The organism is Lysinibacillus sp. EB271-A1-10B, from assembly GCF_058791335.1.
The window spans coordinates 51,263-70,039 of the sequence record NZ_JBYTDL010000017.1 but is presented as its reverse complement, the minus strand read 5'-3'; the positions used below and the strand labels follow the sequence as shown (position 1 = coordinate 70,039).

Genomic DNA, 18,777 nt, shown 5'->3' with positions numbered 1-18,777 from the left:
AAAGTAAAGATATTACTTTCCATCCTTATGAAAAGATCTAAGCTTTTCGTAGATTCCTGCCATTCGTTTTTCTTCACCTGCAATAACAGGTTTATAAAATTCTGTGCCCACTAGCGCATCAGGTAAATATTGCTGGTCAACCCAGCCACCAAATGTGCCAATAGGGCTGTTGTGGGGATATTGATAGCCTACATGACCTAAATCTTTTGCTCCCTCATAATGAGCATCGCGTAGATGATGCGGAATATCGCCAGTTTTTCCTTCATGAATGCTGGCAATGGCGGCATCGATGGCTGAAATTGCAGAATTGGATTTGGATGCAAGGCACATTTCAATAACAGCACTTGCAAGCGGGATACGTGCCTCGGGTAGCCCTAAACGCTCAGCCGCTTGAACAGCCGCAAGCATATGCGGTCCAACATCAGGATTGGCAAGTCCTATATCTTCATAAGCCATCACAAGTAAGCGTCGACTAACAGCTACTAAATCACCTATTTCCAATAAATGAGCTAAATAAAACAATGCTGCATTCGTATCACTTCCACGAACCGATTTTTGCAACGCAGATAGTAAATTATAAAAATGAGATCCCTTTTTATCACCATAAACACCAATTCTCCCGATAAGATGCTTAAGAATATGATCAGCAGCAATTGTTCGACCGTCGACTTCATCACTTGCATAATAAAGCGATTCAAGCAAGGTTAATGCCTTCCGAGCGTCACCATTAGCTGCTTCAGCAATTTGTTCAATTTGAGGATCTGTTAAGACAAAATGATGTTTACCTAGCCCGCGTTTCTCATCAGAAAGTGCATTTTTTATAAGTTCGATGATATTTTCTATCGTTAAACGTTGTAGTTGGTAGATTTCTCCGCAACGTGAGCGGATAGCGGGATTTACATCATGGTATGGATTTTCCGTCGTAGCTCCAATTAACACGATTGAGCCATTTTCCACATGTGGCAACAAAGCATCTTGCTGTAATTTATTAAAACGATGAATTTCATCTAAAAAAAGAAGGACTTTTCCTGAGATTCTAGCTTCTTGTACAATATCCTCGACATCCTTTTTACCAGCGCGAGTTGCATTAAGCGCGAAAAAGGGAAGGTTCGAGCTTCCTGCTATGGCATTCGCTATTGACGTTTTGCCGATACCTGGCTCACCAAATAGTAGCATGGATGGGACATGCTCATTTTGAATCATTTTATAAAGAGCGGTAGTAGGACCGATAAAATCTTGGTGTCCTACAATTTCATCAAGGGTTAAAGGACGCATGCGATAAGCGAGTGGTTCATTATGCATTGAAAATTCCCCCTTTCAACTGTTTTTATTGATTTTTAACTTATTTCAGCGGGTGTCACGCAATTATGCCGAGGCATAGTTGATTTGCTGAATGTTTTTTTGCTTAAAATAAAACGATAATAGTATTTTGCCTAACTATACTAAGGCGCAATTAATAGTATATCATAACCTCCTGAGAGTATTTCCGAGTTATACGAGAGGAGATTATGATATACTGTTTGTAGTATTTTTGACTAGACTATTTGAGGGTGATAAAATGAAAATTTCTACAAAAGGCCGTTATGGTCTAACGATCATGATTGAATTAGCAAAGCATTATGGAGAAGGACCTATTCCACTGCGAAAAATTGCTGCAGAAAAGGAGCTTTCTGAGGCATATTTAGAGCAATTAGTTTCACCATTACGTAATTCAGGCTTAGTGAAAAGTGTGCGCGGAGCATATGGTGGATATATGCTAGCAAATCCACCAAGTGAAATTTCTGCGGCTAATGTTATTAGTGTGTTAGAGGGTCCTATTCAACCAGTAGAAGGTATTGAAAATGAAGAAGCTCCTCAGCGAGAATTATGGCTTCGTATTCGTGATGCTGTGAAAAATGTATTAGATACAACGACAATTGAAGATTTAGCACAATATACTGAGGAAAATGTAGCGGAAGGCTATATGTTCTACATTTAAAATGTCTAGGCTAAAGCACATCTCCATGCTCAATGGCATGGAGATGAATCTTTAGCGCTTTTCGTACAAAGGAGTTTTCAACATGAATTCATATATTTATCTCGATCATGCTGCGTCTTCACCAATGAATGACAACGTAATAAACGCTATGACTACAGCAATGCAACAAGTTTATGGGAATGCATCAAGTATTCATGGGATAGGTCGAGAGGCGCGCAAATATTTAGATGATGCACGTGAAATACTTGCCAAATCTATTGGCGCTCAACCTGGGGAAATTATTATAACAAGTGGTGGAACAGAGGCGGATAATACAGCTATTTTTGGCACTGTTTATGCACAGGCTTCTGAAGGGAAGCACATCATTACTACTCAAATTGAACATCACGCGGTGTTACATACTTGTGAAAAACTTGAGCGAGATGGCTTTGATGTGACATATTTACCAGTAGATGAAAATGGACGTGTTTCTGTAGAAGACGTGCGAAATGCATTGCGTGAGGATACAATTTTAGTAACGATTATGTACGGTAATAATGAAGTCGGTACAATTCAACCAATTGCCGAAATTGGTAATTTGCTACGCGAGCATAAGGCTGTTTTCCATACAGATGCTGTTCAAGCATATGGTTTAGAGTCAATTAATGTTGCTGATTTACATGTTGATTTACTAAGTGTTTCCGCACATAAAATTAATGGGCCTAAAGGTATTGGTTTCCTATACCAAAAAGCCGGAATACCATTCACTAGCTATGCATTAGGTGGCGCACATGAGAAAAAACGTCGTGCAGGTACTGAAAATGTGCCCGCAGTGATTGGCTTTGCAACTGCAGTGCAAATTGCAAATGAGTTGCGAGAAGAGAAGCGTGCGCTATACAATCGCTTTAAGCAAATTATGCTGGATGTTTTCACGAAGGAAAATCTAGCATTTCATGTGAATGGAGAGTTAGAAAATACGCTCCCACACGTTTTAAATGTAAGTTTTTCTGGTATGGAAGTAGAGTCATTCCTTGTAAATCTTGATATGGCAGGTATTTGCGTATCTAGTGGTTCTGCATGCACTGCTGGCTCCATTGATCCATCACACGTATTAGTTGCGATGTTTGGTCAAGATACAGAGGAATTACGTAACTCGATTCGTTTTAGCTTCGGACAAGGTTTAACAGAAGCTGATGCACAACATGCGGCAGAAAAAACAGCAGAGATTGTGAAAAGACTCGCGAAAAAGTAGTTTGCTGAAAAATTCAGGCGTGTTGATTAGGAAAAAACAGGCTTATTATTGAGCGATAAAATCTTTGTTAATATTTTGCTAATGTATACCCATTTTAACTGATTGTAGCGGAGGAAGCGGCTCGACGCTCGCCCGCAGGAAGCTTTGCTCTGTGCGAAAGCGAAGCGTCAGCGACAAATGTTTTCTGTAAAGCGGCAGCTACAAAGTGAGTAGCCCGTAGCGGAAATCAGAGCCTTCTAATTAATTGGGGTGGATAAAAATGGTAAATTAACACGCTTGAAAAATTATATATTTAATAGAAATTGAATAAAAGAAAAGGTGACCATAATGAAAGAAACACGTGACCCCTCACAAATTCGTGTTGTTGTCGGCATGTCGGGTGGGGTAGATTCTTCGGTTGCTGCATATTTACTGAAACAACAAGGATATGAAGTAATCGGGATATTTATGAAAAACTGGGATGATACAGACGAAAATGGCGTTTGTACAGCTACAGAAGACTATGATGATGTTATTAAAGTATGTAATCAAATCGGTATTCCTTACTATGCTGTGAATTTTGAAAAGCAATATTGGGATAAGGTTTTCACTTACTTTTTAGAAGAATATAAAGCAGGACGTACACCAAATCCTGATGTTATGTGTAATAAGGAAATTAAATTTAAAGCGTTTTTAGAGCACGCGATGGATCTTGGAGCTGATTATTTAGCGACAGGTCACTATGCTCGAGTTGATCGAAGTGGTGATGGCGAAGTAAAAATGCTTCGTGGTATTGATAATAATAAAGATCAAACGTATTTCTTAAACCAATTATCACAGGAACAATTGTCGCATGTAATGTTCCCAATTGGACATATTGAGAAAAAGGAAGTCCGTAAAATTGCGGAGGAAGCTGGGTTAGCTACAGCGAAGAAAAAAGATTCAACAGGAATTTGCTTTATTGGAGAGCGTAATTTCAAAGAATTCTTAAGTAAATATTTACCAGCTCAACCTGGTAAAATGGAAACGATGGATGGTGTCGTAATGGGCCACCATGATGGATTAATGTACTATACGCTTGGTCAACGTCATGGTCTTGGAATTGGTGGTGACGGTGAACCTTGGTTCGTGTTAGGAAAAGATTTGGAGCGCAATGTGCTGCTAGTTGGACAAGGTTTTAATAATGATTCATTATTTTCTACTTCACTGACTGCTGTGAAAATGAGCTATGCTTCGACAAAAAAATTGCCCGGGAAATTTTCATGCACAGCAAAATTCCGTTATCGTCAAACAGATACACCAGTAGAAGTGGAAATTTTAGAAGATGGACGTACACATATTACGTTTGCTGAGCCGGTACGGGCGATTACACCTGGACAAGCTGTAGTACTATATGACGGTGAAGAATGTTTAGGTGGCGGTACAATCGACGAAGTCTTTAAAAATAACAAAAAACTAACATATGTAGGTTAATTAGCGAAAAGACTGCTTATACTACTTTTCTGAAGCGTATAGAATTAAAGCAGTCTTTCGCTACATAGAGGTGAAGAAAAACAATGAATTTTAACGAGCAGGGCATTCAAGCCTTTCAAGAAAAGCGCTACGAGGATGCTGCACAACTTTTTACACAAGCAATTGAAGCAGAGCCAGGAAACCCAATTGGTTATGTGAATTTTGGAAATCTCTTAGCGGTCTTAGAGGATACTGAACGTGCAGAACGTTTCTTTCAAAAAGCAATCACTGTTGATGAAACGGCAGCAACTGCTTACTATGGCTTAGCAAATTTATATTATAACGCTGAACGCTATGCGGAGGCAGTAAAGCTTTATGAACAAGCGCTAAAGCATAAAATTGAAGGCGCAGATGTGTATTATATGATGGGCAAATGCTTTGAGCGAATGGAAAATCCGAAGCTTGCTCTGCCATATTTACAACGAGCTTCAGAACTTGCACCAGAAGACACACAGATTCGTCTAGCATATGCAATCGTGCTATGTGCGCTAGAAATGTTCGTAGAAGGTAAAAAAGAATTAGATTATCTGATCGAACAGGATTGGAATAACGCAGATGCACATTACAATTTGGGTGTGCTATATGCGGTATCTACTGAGCAAACAAAAGATGCTATGTACCACCTAAAACAAGCCTTTACGTTACAGCCCGAATACGACCAAGCACGTTATCTTTATGATATGATTGCACAACGATTTAATTAAAAAAAGTTTTTAAAACATGAAAAGGATGCCGAAAATACATTGGCATCCTTTTGTGTTGCTGAACAATGAGATAAAGCTGTCATATTATTAAAAGGCTGTTAGCCAACTAACGCCTCTGAACGTATAAGTACTTTACTTCACAAATTTACCCTTTTAATTTCTTTTACTACTGTTATTAAAATTGCAATTACCAATACGATCACGCCATTAATCATCAGAAAGTACCCTATTTGTAAACCATAAAACATTGCAAAGGGATCATTAATAATAGCTATTGCTAATAAACTTCCTGCGCCACCAAACGCTATAGCTAAACCTAATATAGTTAAGGCGGCAGAATATACACTTTTCTTCTTTAAAAACACAAAGAATCCTATTATGTTGGCGATAATTGTAAGTATAAACATAAGTATTGTGAAGAAATCCATTGTTTCACGCCCTTTAATTATTCGTACTTTTGTTAATTCCTATTTAAATTGTCCAATAATTACAATTTTTTATAAGTAGCTACTTTTGAATCAACAAAGTTTCATTTAATTGTCTTGTAGACAAACTGAAAGGATGCCAATATTATTTCGGCATCCTTGTTGATTTTAGTCTTTATTGTCCTTTGAAGGATAATCAAATGGTAGTTGATAAATATATTGTGCTAAATGTGCAATTGGAGCAGCATCTAATAATGAAGGTTCTGCTTCGTTCTCTTTTAAAATATTAATTTCTCTATTCAGTCGTTCCATCTTTCGATCCAGCTCAGCTACTTGAATAGCAGCTTCCTTCAATTCAAAACGGATATGTTCAGGTACTTCCTTGTTGTATTTGTAATAGATTTTATGTTCAAGGCTAGCCCAGAAGTCCATTGCAATGGTACGAATTTGAATTTCGGCATATACCTTCTCCATACGATCAGACATAAATATGGGGATTTTTATTATCAGATGCAAGCTTTGATAACCATTCCCCTTTGGCGATGCAATATAATCTTTTACCTCTACAACTTCAATATCATTTTGTGCCTGTATCATCGCACTCACTTTATAAATATCTTCTACAAAGGAGCATGTAATTCTGATACCTGCAATATCACGAATGTTATCACGAATCGTTTCAATAGATGGCTCAAGGTTATTTTTCTTCATTTTTAATAAGATACTTTTGGGTGATTTTACTCGAGTTGATAAATGCTCAATCGGATTATATTCATGAATTAGCTGAAATTCTTCTTGTAAAATATTTAATTTCGTTTCTATTTCCTGCAAGGCGAATTTATAGACTAAAAAGAAGCGTGTTAATTCTGTTTGTAAAGTTTTTAGAGTAGTTGCTTCAAGTTCATTTTTCATGTTTCATAAAATCCTTTCTTTTAATAATGTGCGCTAACGAAGTAATAATATTATTTAACATTATCAATAATAGCTTATCAAAAATAGCTACTAAATAGAAATAAGTGCTCTGAATCTATGTATAGTATTCCTATTTCATAAATTTACATTGTAAAATTAAAAAAAAGGGGATGTTTAGTCCCCTTAGTTTAACGATAATTTAAATATTTAAAGATTTTGAAAACTTTAGTATCATTTGTTCATCATCAAGCTGATCATAATACCCCGTCTTTTTTGCAATAATCCACCACGTCTGAATAAGGTAAATTTCCACCAAAAATTGAAAGAGCGCTACCTATCGTAACGTGAAGCTTACCATTTGAAATATTTTTAAATCGCTTTAAGTCGTCTAAAGATCGAACGCCACCAGCATATGTTGTTGGAATCGTTGTCCAAGTAGCTAAATCATGCACTAAACTTTCCTGCATACCGCCTTTTTTTCCTTCCACATCAACAGCGTGAATAAGTAGTTCATCACAGAAATTTTCGATAAATGCTATAGACTCAGCATTTACTTCAAAATCACTAAACTTTGTCCATTTATCAGTAACAACAAACCATTTTTCATCGCGCATACGGCAGCTTAAGTCGATAACAAGATGTTTTTTACCAATATTTCGTACTAATTGCTTGAGTCGATCTAAATGGAGCTTACCATCATTGAATATAAATGATGTGACAATAACATGAGTAGCGCCTGCATCGATAAACTTTTTTGCATTTTCTGTCGTGATGCCGCCGCCAACCTGCAATCCTTGAGGATATGCTGCTAATGCTGCGAATGCGGCCTCTTCGTTTCCATCACCTAACATGATGACATGACCACCTGTTAATTGATCCTTGGCAAACATTTTTGCATAATAACTAGAGTCATGATTTGAAATAAAGTTCTCGATAACTTCTTGATCTTTATGACCTAGTGTGCTGCCAACAATTTGTTTTACTTTGCCATCGTGTAAATCGATGCAAGGTCTAAATTCCATTAGCTTCACAATCCTTCCGTACAATAAGTTCACCTATATAATAGCATGGAAAGGTTGATAATAACTGTGAATTGTCAGTTATCGAAATATTCTTTAAGTAAGTGTTTTTGTAGCGAACGAAAATGGTCCACTAACAGAAGTATCCCGTTGTATCCAGACATTCGATAAATAGAGGAACTTAGGATAGAACTTCACATCCAGTAAAAATGCCATGTCCTTTGCCATTACCGAAATGACCGCATTGTGTCTGCCCTCATGCAAATCAACACAAAGTCACTTCCAGGCGCATTGCTTATCTGTGCGAAAGCAAAGCGACAGCAACAATTGTATCGAGGCATACGTGATTAAAATTTAGTGAATTCTCTTTTTAAACGATTTTTCAAGTTACGGTGTGGTAAAATATAATGATTGAAATGAACGGGAAAGGACGAACCGAAAATGGCAGATAATCTTGATTTATTTGAACTAAATAAATTTTTTATACTCGGACGTCCAATCGTCTCTATTTTCCATAATGCACAAAATATGTACTCGATAGTTCGTGTGAAAATTCAAGAGACCAACTTACAGTATGAAGATAAGGAAATAATTGTTGTTGGATATTTTCCTCCTTTACAAATGGATGAACAATATCGTTTTACAGGATTATTGAAGCAACATCCAAAATATGGTGTTCAATTTCAAATTGAGACGTTTACAAAGGAAGTGCCAGCAACAGAGCAAGGAATTATTCATTACTTATCGAGTGATTTGTTTGTTGGAATCGGAAGAAAAACTGCTGAAACAATCGTAGAGAAGCTAGGCGCAAATGCGTTACGTCTTATTTTAGAGGATCCAAATGCGCTTGATGCTGTACCTCGTTTATCTGCTGAAAAAAAAGAGGTTATTCATCGGACGATTGAACAAAATCTAGGCTTAGAACGAGTGATGATTCAACTTAATGAATGGGGTTTCGGACCACAGCTCGGCATGAAAATTTACCAAACGTATCGGACAGAGGCAATCGAATTATTAACTGAAAATCCATATCGCTTAATTGAAGATGTAGAAGGTGTAGGTTTCTTTCGTGCCGATGAACTAGGTTCTAAATTGGGTATTACCGGCAATCATCCAGACCGTATTAAGGCGGCGATTCTACATACTCTCAATACTGCAGCATTATCGGATGGGCATGTGTATTTAGATGCTGAAAATGTTTTACCACTTGTAAAAGATATGCTTGAGCAGAGCCAACGAGAGGAAATTCCCTTTGAGACTATTTCTAAAGCTTGCATCGAATTGCGTGAGGAAAGTAAAATCTGTGGGGAAGAAACGAGACTCTATTTGCCATCCCTATATTTCTCGGAAGTAGGAATTGCATCAAAAATAGTAGCTTTAATCGAACGTAACAAGAAGGCTGAACATTTTAGTAAGGACGAAATACGCAAAGCAATTGGTGAAACAGAAGAGCTGCTCAATGTTACATATGCTGAGACACAAGCGAATGCTATACAACAAGCGCTAAACTCAGCCGTTATGATTTTAACTGGTGGACCAGGTACAGGTAAAACAACTGTTGTTCGGGGAGTAGTAGAAGTGTATGCAAAGCTACACGGACTATCATTAAACCCGAAGGAATATGCACAAAAAGAAGAGCCTTTTCCGATTATTTTATGTGCTCCAACAGGACGTGCAGCCAAGCGTTTGTCGGAATCGACAGAGCTTCCCGCAATGACGATTCATCGATTGCTAGGCTTTACTGGTCAGGAAAAAGAGGAAGAAACTGAGCGTGAGGTTACAGGGAAACTCATTATTGTAGACGAAATGTCGATGGTCGATACTTGGCTCGCGCATCAATTATTAAAATCCTTGCATGAGGATGTACAAGTTGTATTTGTTGGCGATCAAGATCAGCTTCCGCCAGTAGGACCAGGACAGGTGTTAAAGGATTTGTTGACTTCCGGTCAAATACCTACTGTCGAATTAACAGATGTTTATCGACAGGCCGAGGGCTCGACTATTATTGAACTTGCTCACCAAATTAAACGAGGAAATATTACAAATGACCTAACGTTAAAAACGTCCGATCGTTCATTTATTAAAGCCGCATCAGATCAAGTAGCAAGCGTTGTCACTCAAGTTGTGAAAAGTGCAGTTGCGAAAGGGCAAGAAATCCGAAATATCCAAGTGCTGGCACCAATGTACAAAGGTCCAGCAGGAATAGATAATTTAAATAGAATGATTCAGGAGCTTATTAATCCAAACGAAACGGGTACTAGAAAAGAGCTTGTCTTTGGGGATGTCACATATCGAATAAAGGATAAAGTCTTACAGCTTGTCAATCAACCCGAAAGTAATGTTTTTAATGGTGATATGGGTGAGGTAATTAGTATTATCAAGGCCAAGGAAACAATTGAGAAACAAGATTTGCTTGTTGTATCATTCGACGGTATTGAAGTAACTTATCAACGTAGTGACCTCAATCAATTGACACTTGCCTACTGTTGTTCTATTCATAAATCGCAAGGCTCTGAGTTCCAAACGGTTATTATGCCGGTTGTACGAGGGTATTCTAAAATGCTGCGTCGTAATTTGCTATATACAGGTATTACGCGTGCGAAAAATTTCTTAATTTTATGTGGTGAGCCTGATGTGCTAGCAGATGGCTTACAGCGTACAGATGATTTGCAGCGATTTACGTCTCTACGTGCAAGGCTCAATCCAATGGATATTGTAGAGGAAATTGAAGAAGTAGAAACGAATCCAGTAAACGAAGATTTACAAAATGAAAAACAAGCCATTGATTTTAAGCTAACTGTAGAAACAGAATCATATATCCATCCATTAATTGGCATGGATGGTATCTCGCCATATGATTTCTTAGATGAGTAAAATACAAAACCCGGTCAATTCTGAATTGATCGGGTTTTGTTGTACGATTTTTTAATTAGTGAATACCAACTAAGTGATGTTTTACTACTTCATATGCTTGGCACACATTTTTAAATTGATCTTTTTCTTTGGCAATCAAATCTGAAGCAATAGAAAATAAAAGATTCTCTTCATTATGATCCTCCATTTTGTTCATTAAAGCAGCTTCCATTTGAGCTACGTACGAGAGGATTTGTTTATTCATATATATTCTCCTTTTATTAAAAAGATGTTTTCGTTTTGGTTTCGAAGCTATCTTACACCTGCATAAATAAAAAATCTAGCAATTCTGTACTAGTCAAAGTAGACTTTTTTGTGAATGTGTCGCAAAAATGAACTTGTTTAAAAAGTGCTGATTGAAACCATTTTTCTCTAAAGTAACTGAAAAATCATGCAATGAAGGCGGATTTTCAACTGTATTTATAAAGTGGTACAGTTTATAAAATTCAAGGTCTGATATAATACAGTTTGCTGAGGCGTAACCTAAATTAGGAAGTTTCATATACTAAATAAGTATAAAAACATTTGTGACGTTTAGGGGTGACTGCATGCCAGTAATTACAGGACAGCAATATATTGACCGTATTGACGCTTTACAAACCTACATTTCGATTGATGGGAAAGTTGTCACAGGGAAAGTGTCGGAGCATCCAGCATTTAAGGGAGTTATGAAGAGTCAGGCAAGGCTTTTTGATTTACAACATGAAGATGCATTGTTCGAGGAGATGACATATGTTTCGCCAACGAGTAATAACCGTGTAGGTATGTCTTTTCTTCAGGCGGTGGCAGTCGAGGATCTTGTGAGAAGACGCAATGCTGTACGACAATGGGCATTATCCAATAATGGCCTTATGGGTAGAAGTCCGGATTACATGAATACAACATTAATGGCTTTAGCATCGGCTGCGGAGTATTTAAAAGATAAGCCAAATTGTTTTCCTCAACATTTATTAAATTTTTATGAGTATGCCCGTGAGAACGATTTAACAATGACGCATACATTCATCGAACCACAAGTAAATCGCCGGAAATTTTATTTTGAAGATGAAGATGTTATTATTGCTGCTAAAATTGTGGAAAAAACGACCGAGGGGTTAGTAATTAAAGGTGCGAGATTACTAGCGACACAGGGAGGAATTACAGATGAACTCCTTGTTATATCAACAAATGGTTATGATGAAGGTAAAGGCTTTGCTTTCTCAATACCAAGTAATACAAAAGGATTAAAGTTTTTATGTAGGCAATCATTTGTCGGCGGGGAATCGGCTTTTGATTATCCATTAAGTAGTCGTTACGAGGAAATGGATGCAATCGTTGTATTTGATAATGTTGTAGTACCGTGGGAACGCGTCTTTTATTATGAGAATATGGAAGTTGCCAATAATTTTTTGAACGTAAGTGGTTTTCAAACATATGGTTTACATCAAGTTCTTACACGTCAAATTGCCAAAACAGAATTTGTCTTAGGTGTTGCACAGTCAATTGTAAATACGATAAATATCGGCGAATACCAACATGTACAGCAAAAGGTTGTTGATATTATCGTGGCATTAGAAACGATGAAGGCTTTACTGTTAAAGTCTGAAATAGAAGCAAAAATAGATGCTTTTGGTTTTCTAAGACCTGACCATGCGACAGTACAAGTAGCTATTCAGATTTTTCCTAAAGTGTATCCGACCTTTACAGAAATTATCCAGTTACTTGGCGCAAGTGGATTAATGTCCATTCCAAGTGAAAAAGCATTTGCAACGGATGACGGCGATCTTGAGCATTATTTGCAGTCTTTTCAAGATGGTGGAGAGGAGCGCGTCAAAAAATTCCGCTTAGCTTGGGATTTAACGATGAGTAGCTTTGGTACACGACAAACACTATATGAGCGCTTTTTCTTTGGAGACCCTGTCCGTTTAGCTAGCGCGCTTTATAATTCTTACAATAGGGAAGAATTAGTGGATAGAGTCGAAAACTTTTTAAAAAATAATAATTAATTTCGAGGAAGTAACTGTTTAAAAACTAATTTAAACAGTTACTTCTCTTTTATATGAATGGCTGTAAAAAATATATACTATCAATATTTTTATAGATAAGTTAGCACATCATCAAACGTAACGATTCCAAGTAGTTCAAAGTTTTCTGTTACAACGGGGACTGCTAAAAGACCATATTTGCGTATGATTTGGAAGACCTCAGCTTGGCTTGTATTGGCAGTCACTGAAATGATTCCAGAGTTCATAATTTCAGCCATTCGACTCTCTGGTGGAGAAATAATAAGATCTCGTAATGATACGACTCCAAGCAATTGATTATTGAAATCTGTAACATATAAGTAATTAAAAGTTTCTGCATCTGCCTCATTATGCTTTAGGCGGTCAAACACATCAATTACTAAATCATCTTTTGCCATTATTACTACATCTTTTGTCATTAAGGCTCCCGCTGACCCTTTTTCGTATTGAAGTAATTGTTTAATATCATCAGCCTCATCTTTTTCCATTTGTTCTAAATAATAATCAGCTTCTTTATATGATAGTAGTCCCAAAAAATCGGTAGCGTCATCTGAAGGTAATTCATTTAACATCTCCACTGCAAATGGCCGATCAAGCTCCAAAATACATTTTTTCTGCATGGACGGTTCTAGCTCGCTAAAAATATCGCCAAATTCACTAGGAGTTAAAAAAGAATAAATTGTAATGCGTCTTTCCTCGCTGAGTTCTATAAAAAATGTTGCCTGATCCATCGGATGTAAATCTAGGAAGTCCTTTCGGAAGGAATCTTTTTTTTCAGACTTTAAAGATTGCAACATGTAGTATGTGTACTCTTCTTTATACTTGTATTGGTTTAATCTAATCATTTTTTGACACGCCTTTCTATTACAAATTCTCAATTTCAACACTTAGAACGTGATCAATTTTTTTAACATAATAATATATTTCCGTAGTATACTGATCTTCCGGTACAGAAAGAACTAAATCAATTAATTGGTGGCCGTTATCAAGATCTTTGAGCTTGAAATGCCGAATTTTATATTCATCTTTTTTTGATTGTTCGTTTTGCCCTTTATACTTAATCATTTTAATTAATTCGGTCATACGATAATTCGATTCCACGATAATTTTTAATGAAATTTCCTGACGGTTAAGTGTTGATAGGCCTAATGTTTTAATGAGAAGGGGCACAATATTGACTGCACCCATCAAGAGGATGACAGCACAACTTGCTTCTAGATAAAACCCCGCTCCAATCGTAATTCCAAGCGCAGAAGCGGACCAGATTAGTGCAGCGGAAGTAAGGCCAGAAATAACCTCGTTACTTCTTCGCAAAATAACGCCAGCCCCAATGAAACCAACTCCACTTACAATCTGCGCAGCAAGTCGCATTGGATCCATATTCGGATGATTTGCACCTCCAAATTTACCGAATGCTTCTATAGAAACAATTGTTAATAAACAGCTAGCAATAGAGATGACCATACTAGGTCTTATGCCAAGTTGTTTTTGTTTAATCTGTCTGTCAATCCCAATCAGTAATCCGAATAGCAAAGCTAAGATTAGCTTGATTATCATTTCTACTGTCATTGTCATTGTCATCGTTAATCACCTCTTCATTTCTTTGTTTAGAATGCCCTTTAAAACAAAAAAAGCTCCCGTAAAAAAAGGGAGCTTTTTGCTTAGAATGTATCTTGTTCGACGTACACATCAAATAAACCTATCTTGATATTTCCAATTTGCAAAAAAAACAGAATTGGATGATTGAAGAGAGGGACATATGTGGACTGAACGTTAAAACGCTGCCTTTTGCCATATTCGAATTATTTAAATCTATGAAATGCCATATCGAATAATTGTCCATCACATGTTTCCCCCTTTTTAGTCAAATAAAATAAAAACCCCTCTATCGATTCAAAGAGGGGGTGAAGAGCGCACAAAAAAGCACGTCCGATTCCCCTTGATCGAGTTTTAGCACTATACACCGTAAAGAAATGAAATTCATTTCTTAGCCACCTTATGAAAAGCCTTAATTCGGCAATTCCTGTTCTACCCATGGGCATCTTTCGATATTTCTGGGCAGTGGCCTATGTTTGCATAGGAGCCTCACCTAACGAGGACTTATTGTTTTCAGCATTGTACTCCGAATAATTTTAATTGTCAACAACTGTTCCAAAAACAAAAATCTTAAAATGGTATCAAGGAAATAGTGTATTTTTGGCTCATCATCATATAAGGGAGTTCTGTTGTTTATGCATTTCCCACTTGGATGACGGGATGAGCTGTTTGTAGCATTGACCTCGAAGGGTATTACAGGAAGTATCTCCTTTAGCCTTTGTTTTTCTACTTACCCGTTACAGATTTTCGTCTAGCTCCATTTAAGTCAATTTTTATATTTAGCATACGTTTAAAAAATATCATCCCAAACTTTTATGTATTTCTACTCAAATCAAATGAATTAATAAATTCTAGGATTGTTTTTTGTTTTCAAAGGCTGAACTAAGAATGATAGTGCATCTATACAGGATCAATATTGAAATTGATTAAAAATACATTGAGAGTTGGGGGAAGCGAGCGCCTCAGTCTAACTTTTGTTGCTAAGCAAATCAATTCTTCGCTTGAAAAAACAGCTTAAAAGAACAGAGAATGTGTTGAAAAAAGCAAAACTCTTTACCTGTACTGTATGGGAAAAATTCAGTGAGATTTCCAATTTGGAACAGAAAATTGTGATAAAAAACACTTTGAAAATATTATTAGCCTATTGACAAAATAAAAAATACGGATTAAGATGGCGAAGAAATTAAATAAAACCTCGTTAGGTGAGGCTCCTATACAAACATAGGCCACTGCCCAGAAATATCGAAAGATGCCCATGGGTAGAACAGGAATTGCCGAATTAAGGCTTTTCATAAGGTGGCTAAGAGATTATTTATTTCTTTACGGTGTATAGTGCTAAAACTCGAGTTAGGGGGAATCGAAAGTGCTTGTTGTACTTATTTATTTTATTATGCGCTTTATTAAAACCTCCGGGACTCCTGGAGGTTTTTTTATTTCCAAAAAAAGAACCTTATCGCAGATTGCTATATAGTTTCACCCCTTTTAGCAGAAGAATAAGAGTTCGTTTTTAGAAAGGAGGGGGTCAAAATGGAGAGTCCAAGTATGACCGATGGAGATAGTAGGAGTAAAAAACGTAAATCTGTTTTAGTTCAACAGATTAGGAGGACGATTCAATGCTTAAAATCTATAAAAGAGGCAGAGAAGGGCTGGAAGAACAGCCTAAGATCGTTCAAGGTAGCTGTGTTTATCTCACTGAACCGACAGAAGAAGATATACAGTACGTTACTAATCGCCTTGGGGTACCAACTGACTTTATCAGTGACTCCCTCGATATAGACGAACGATCGCGAGTAGAAAAAAATGGAAATGATTTATTACTAATTATCAATGTACCCTTAAAAATGCCAAATGGTGATACTATACCATTTAGGACAATTCCAATCGGTATTATTCAAACAAGTGAAGTAATTGTCATAATTTGTCGTAATGATCATCTGGTTTTACAGGAATTTAAAAAAAATCTCGATAAAAGTTTTAATAACAATATAAACGTATCTTTTATTTTACAGCTATTGCTTGTTACAGCTAGTTACTATTTACGTTGTCTCGATGATGTTGATCGAAAAGTTATTGTATCTGAAAAATTAATACAAAAATCAATCAAGAACAGTGAAGTGTATACTTTGCTCAATATAAATAAGAGCCTTGTTTATTTCATAAAGGCACTAAAAGTAAATCTATTGATGATGAGGAAATTGTCAAGAGTACTTGAAATGAATGAAGAAGATGAAAAACGGATGCAAAGCACTCTTAATGAGATGCAACAAGCTCTTGATACATCAAAAATTTACAACGAAAATTTAGGTAATATGATGGATGCATATTCTGCTGCGATTGAAATTAACCTAAGTGTTGTAGTGAAAGTTTTAACTGCATGTACGATTATTTTGACGTTTCCAACGATGGTCGCAACAATTTATGGGATGAATGTCCCGTTACCGAAACAAGATGGTGCATATGCATTAGCAGTACTAATGTCAATCTCTGCAGTCATTAGCTTGTTAACAGGTTGGGTGTTTTATAAAAAACGGCTATTTTAGAAGAGAAAGTGAGGAAAAAAGATGCTTACGATATATCAAAGTAATTCAATAGGTCAATTACAACAGGTATCTGAGATTGTTCACAACACGTTGCTCTATCTTGTGGATCCGACAGATGCTGAAATTTCCCAAATCTCAAATAAACTTAATGTTCCGAAAGATTTTATTCGTGATTCTTTAGACATCAATGAGAGACCTCGGATTGAAAAAGAGGATTCGTCAATGGTCATCATTCTTAATTCTCCTGTTGTGATGAATGAGAAACGTTTGTACGAGGAAATCCCTTATCGTACATTACCAATCGGGATTATTCATGTAAAGGACCATCTAATAATTGTCACAAAAGAAGACAACCCATTATGTAGAGACATATTTTCAGGAAAGTACGGAACATTTCAAACGCATATGAAGACTCGAATAACATTACTTCTATTTGAAGCGATTGCTCAATCGTATCTCGATTTTCTCAAGCGTATAAAAGCACAAGTTGGACGATTACAGCGAGAATTAAAAGAGTCACATAACAATAGAGAGCTTTTCGGTCTGATTCATATTAATAAAAGTTTAGTATATTTCTCAACATCTTTACGAGCTATGCGCAATGTTTTTTTACACCTTTCCAAAGGGCAAGGTATAAAGCTATATGAAGAAGATCAACAAATGTTGCATAATGCGCTAGTAGATATTGAACAAGCGGCGGAAGTAACAGAAATGCGAAGTCTTAGTTTAAGTGGTCTTATGGATGCGTACGCAGCAATCACTCATAATAACCTAAATAGTGTTTTGAAAATACTGACTACTCTTACGCTTGTATTAATGATTCCGACTATAATTGGAAGTATTTTCTCGATGAACGTCCCATTGCCCTATGAAGATCAGCCATTCATGTTCTTAGTAGTTATTGGACTAATGGTAGGAATCAGTGGAAGTCTCTTCTACGTATTTTACAAATCAAAATTTTTACGTTTCTAATATATTCGGATAGTATGTAAGAAAGGTTGTGTTATAAAATGCTTTTAATTAACAAAAGTACCTCAGAAGGTAAGCTTGAACAAACATCAAAAATTGGTTATAACAGCTGGCTTCATCTAGAAGCACCAACAACAAGTGAAATTGAACATGTAGAGGCAGCTCTTGGTGTTCCAAACAATTTTTTAACTGATTCACTTGATATAGAAGAACGCCCGCGAATTGAAGAGCGCAACGGAGCGGTCTTGATAGTTATTCATGTCCCATATGATCAATTAGATGTCGAGAGTTCTGATCAAGACGTGAAGTATCGGACAATCCCAATGGGTATCATACACACAAAAAATCATATGATAACGATTTGTAGAGAGGAGCTACCTTTTATGAAGGATTTCTTTAACGGCGAAATGACTCTCTGTGAGACACATATGAAAACGCGTAACACTTTAAATATATTAAGTATAACGGCTCGAGCATATATTCGTTTTTTAGCTACAATTGAACGGGAAATCACTTTAGCAGAAAAAGAACTTTCTAAGTCATATCGTAATAGTGAGATGTATACACTCCTTAACTTAAACGAAAGTCTTATATATATGGTAACTTCTCTTAAACAAATGAAATTTACGATGCAAAAAATATTACATGGTAGCTCTATCAAATTAGACGAAGACGATGCAAGTGTTTTAGACGACTTGCTTATTGAATTAGATCAGGCATATGAAGTGACGGAAATTAATCAAATTAATTTAAATAATATTATGGATGCATATGGTAACGTAATTCAAAACAACGTAAGCCAAGTCCTTAAATTACTAGCTTCATTTACAATCATCTTATCGGTGCCTATGTTAATTGCCAGTATTTATGGAATGAATGTACCTCTACCATATCAAAATACATCAAATGCATTTTGGATAGTGATTGTTGTAATGTTCTTGTTAACAGGATTGTCTACTCTCGTTTTTTACAAAAAAAATTATTTCTCACGATAGC

The 18,777-nt window shown here is 36.5% G+C and carries 16 protein-coding genes and 2 riboswitches; of the genes, 9 read left to right on the top strand and 7 right to left on the bottom strand.

Annotated elements, in window-relative coordinates:
• Positions 1–12 precede the first annotated feature (12 nt).
• On the bottom strand, positions 13–1,302 hold the full coding sequence (locus tag AC3WSK_RS19020; protein ID WP_079562835.1) for a replication-associated recombination protein A: 1,290 nt from the start codon (positions 1,300–1,302) through the stop codon (positions 13–15).
• A 256-nt stretch (positions 1,303–1,558) separates the two neighbouring features.
• On the opposite strand from AC3WSK_RS19020, the gene cymR reads away from it, so the two are divergent.
• From cymR to AC3WSK_RS19000, 4 genes are all read left to right on the top strand, one after another.
• On the top strand, positions 1,559–1,978 hold the full coding sequence (gene cymR / locus AC3WSK_RS19015) for a cysteine metabolism transcriptional regulator CymR (RefSeq protein ID WP_053484768.1): 420 nt from the start codon (positions 1,559–1,561) through the stop codon (positions 1,976–1,978).
• Positions 1,979–2,060: 82 nt separating this feature from the next.
• A complete protein-coding gene (locus AC3WSK_RS19010; RefSeq protein WP_079562836.1) occupies positions 2,061–3,209 on the top strand; it encodes a cysteine desulfurase family protein in 1,149 nt (382 codons plus the stop codon).
• Positions 3,210–3,536: 327 nt separating this feature from the next.
• The gene (gene mnmA / locus AC3WSK_RS19005) at positions 3,537–4,661 is read left to right on the top strand and encodes a tRNA 2-thiouridine(34) synthase MnmA (protein WP_492414359.1); all 1,125 of its coding nucleotides are present in this window, start codon (positions 3,537–3,539) and stop codon (positions 4,659–4,661) included.
• Between the two features lie 83 nt (positions 4,662–4,744).
• A complete protein-coding gene (locus AC3WSK_RS19000; RefSeq protein ID WP_079562838.1) occupies positions 4,745–5,404 on the top strand; it encodes a tetratricopeptide repeat protein in 660 nt (219 codons plus the stop codon).
• A gap of 137 nt (positions 5,405–5,541) precedes the next feature.
• Here AC3WSK_RS19000 and AC3WSK_RS18995 read toward each other — a convergent pair whose 3' ends face one another.
• From AC3WSK_RS18995 to hisA, 3 genes are all read right to left on the bottom strand, one after another.
• Entirely contained in the window at positions 5,542–5,832 is a 291-nt protein-coding gene (locus AC3WSK_RS18995) for a 3-isopropylmalate dehydrogenase (RefSeq protein WP_079562839.1), read from the bottom strand.
• A gap of 165 nt (positions 5,833–5,997) precedes the next feature.
• Complete coding sequence (locus tag AC3WSK_RS18990; protein ID WP_079562840.1) at positions 5,998–6,741, bottom strand: GTP pyrophosphokinase; 744 nt, start codon at positions 6,739–6,741, stop codon at positions 5,998–6,000.
• A 254-nt stretch (positions 6,742–6,995) separates the two neighbouring features.
• On the bottom strand, positions 6,996–7,763 hold the full coding sequence (gene hisA, locus AC3WSK_RS18985) for a phosphoribosylformimino-5-aminoimidazole carboxamide ribotide isomerase (protein WP_427483539.1): 768 nt from the start codon (positions 7,761–7,763) through the stop codon (positions 6,996–6,998).
• Positions 7,764–8,201: 438 nt separating this feature from the next.
• Here hisA and recD2 point away from each other — a divergent pair, with 438 nt between their 5' ends.
• Positions 8,202–10,634: an SF1B family DNA helicase RecD2 gene (gene recD2, locus AC3WSK_RS18980; RefSeq protein WP_079562841.1), complete on the top strand. Its 2,433-nt coding sequence runs from the start codon at positions 8,202–8,204 to the stop codon at positions 10,632–10,634.
• Positions 10,635–10,689: 55 nt separating this feature from the next.
• Here recD2 and AC3WSK_RS18975 read toward each other — a convergent pair whose 3' ends face one another.
• On the bottom strand, positions 10,690–10,878 hold the full coding sequence (locus AC3WSK_RS18975) for a hypothetical protein (RefSeq protein WP_079562842.1): 189 nt from the start codon (positions 10,876–10,878) through the stop codon (positions 10,690–10,692).
• A 343-nt stretch (positions 10,879–11,221) separates the two neighbouring features.
• Between AC3WSK_RS18975 and hpaB the strand changes: the two genes are divergently transcribed.
• Complete coding sequence (gene hpaB, locus AC3WSK_RS18970; protein ID WP_079562843.1) at positions 11,222–12,658, top strand: 4-hydroxyphenylacetate 3-monooxygenase, oxygenase component; 1,437 nt, start codon at positions 11,222–11,224, stop codon at positions 12,656–12,658.
• An 89-nt stretch (positions 12,659–12,747) separates the two neighbouring features.
• Here the strand turns inward: hpaB and AC3WSK_RS18965 are convergent, their stop codons facing one another.
• Together AC3WSK_RS18965 and AC3WSK_RS18960 are read right to left on the bottom strand one after the other, a co-directional pair.
• Positions 12,748–13,521 (bottom strand): magnesium transporter, encoded by a 774-nt coding sequence (locus AC3WSK_RS18965; RefSeq protein ID WP_079562844.1) that lies wholly within the window; start codon positions 13,519–13,521, stop codon positions 12,748–12,750.
• Between the two features lie 19 nt (positions 13,522–13,540).
• Positions 13,541–14,251 carry an MgtC/SapB family protein gene (locus tag AC3WSK_RS18960; RefSeq protein ID WP_427483611.1) on the bottom strand — a complete coding sequence of 237 codons (711 nt, stop codon included), beginning with the start codon at positions 14,249–14,251 and terminating at the stop codon, positions 13,541–13,543.
• Positions 14,252–14,604: 353 nt separating this feature from the next.
• Positions 14,605–14,780, bottom strand: a riboswitch (M-box (ykoK) riboswitch).
• A gap of 679 nt (positions 14,781–15,459) precedes the next feature.
• A riboswitch (M-box (ykoK) riboswitch) is annotated at positions 15,460–15,634 on the top strand.
• A gap of 251 nt (positions 15,635–15,885) precedes the next feature.
• Between AC3WSK_RS18960 and AC3WSK_RS18955 the strand changes: the two genes are divergently transcribed.
• The 3 genes from AC3WSK_RS18955 to AC3WSK_RS18945 are packed head-to-tail and all read left to right on the top strand — an operon-like array spanning position 15,886 to position 18,776.
• Positions 15,886–16,812, top strand: coding sequence for a magnesium transporter CorA family protein (locus tag AC3WSK_RS18955; protein WP_492414360.1), 927 nt, complete (start codon positions 15,886–15,888; stop codon positions 16,810–16,812).
• Between the two features lie 21 nt (positions 16,813–16,833).
• Positions 16,834–17,784 carry a magnesium transporter CorA family protein gene (locus AC3WSK_RS18950; protein ID WP_492414361.1) on the top strand — a complete coding sequence of 317 codons (951 nt, stop codon included), beginning with the start codon at positions 16,834–16,836 and terminating at the stop codon, positions 17,782–17,784.
• Between the two features lie 38 nt (positions 17,785–17,822).
• Positions 17,823–18,776 carry a magnesium transporter CorA family protein gene (locus tag AC3WSK_RS18945; RefSeq protein WP_492414362.1) on the top strand — a complete coding sequence of 318 codons (954 nt, stop codon included), beginning with the start codon at positions 17,823–17,825 and terminating at the stop codon, positions 18,774–18,776.
• Position 18,777 lies beyond the last annotated feature (1 nt).

What these genes read in the sequence shown, in the direction of transcription:
- hisA (WP_427483539.1), bottom strand. Translation starts at nt 7,763, where the DNA reads ATGGAATTTAGACCTTGCATCGATTTACACGATGGCAAAGTAAAACAA.
- AC3WSK_RS18960 (WP_427483611.1), bottom strand. Translation starts at nt 14,251, where the DNA reads ATGACAATGACAGTAGAAATGATAATCAAGCTAATCTTAGCTTTGCTA.
- AC3WSK_RS18945 (WP_492414362.1), top strand. Translation starts at nt 17,823, where the DNA reads ATGCTTTTAATTAACAAAAGTACCTCAGAAGGTAAGCTTGAACAAACA.
- hpaB (WP_079562843.1), top strand. Translation starts at nt 11,222, where the DNA reads ATGCCAGTAATTACAGGACAGCAATATATTGACCGTATTGACGCTTTA.
- cymR (WP_053484768.1), top strand. Translation starts at nt 1,559, where the DNA reads ATGAAAATTTCTACAAAAGGCCGTTATGGTCTAACGATCATGATTGAA.
- AC3WSK_RS18995 (WP_079562839.1), bottom strand. Translation starts at nt 5,832, where the DNA reads ATGGATTTCTTCACAATACTTATGTTTATACTTACAATTATCGCCAAC.
- AC3WSK_RS18975 (WP_079562842.1), bottom strand. Translation starts at nt 10,878, where the DNA reads ATGAATAAACAAATCCTCTCGTACGTAGCTCAAATGGAAGCTGCTTTA.
- AC3WSK_RS18955 (WP_492414360.1), top strand. Translation starts at nt 15,886, where the DNA reads ATGCTTAAAATCTATAAAAGAGGCAGAGAAGGGCTGGAAGAACAGCCT.
- mnmA (WP_492414359.1), top strand. Translation starts at nt 3,537, where the DNA reads ATGAAAGAAACACGTGACCCCTCACAAATTCGTGTTGTTGTCGGCATG.
- AC3WSK_RS18965 (WP_079562844.1), bottom strand. Translation starts at nt 13,521, where the DNA reads ATGATTAGATTAAACCAATACAAGTATAAAGAAGAGTACACATACTAC.
- AC3WSK_RS19020 (WP_079562835.1), bottom strand. Translation starts at nt 1,302, where the DNA reads ATGCATAATGAACCACTCGCTTATCGCATGCGTCCTTTAACCCTTGAT.
- AC3WSK_RS19000 (WP_079562838.1), top strand. Translation starts at nt 4,745, where the DNA reads ATGAATTTTAACGAGCAGGGCATTCAAGCCTTTCAAGAAAAGCGCTAC.
- AC3WSK_RS18990 (WP_079562840.1), bottom strand. Translation starts at nt 6,741, where the DNA reads ATGAAAAATGAACTTGAAGCAACTACTCTAAAAACTTTACAAACAGAA.
- AC3WSK_RS18950 (WP_492414361.1), top strand. Translation starts at nt 16,834, where the DNA reads ATGCTTACGATATATCAAAGTAATTCAATAGGTCAATTACAACAGGTA.
- AC3WSK_RS19010 (WP_079562836.1), top strand. Translation starts at nt 2,061, where the DNA reads ATGAATTCATATATTTATCTCGATCATGCTGCGTCTTCACCAATGAAT.
- recD2 (WP_079562841.1), top strand. Translation starts at nt 8,202, where the DNA reads ATGGCAGATAATCTTGATTTATTTGAACTAAATAAATTTTTTATACTC.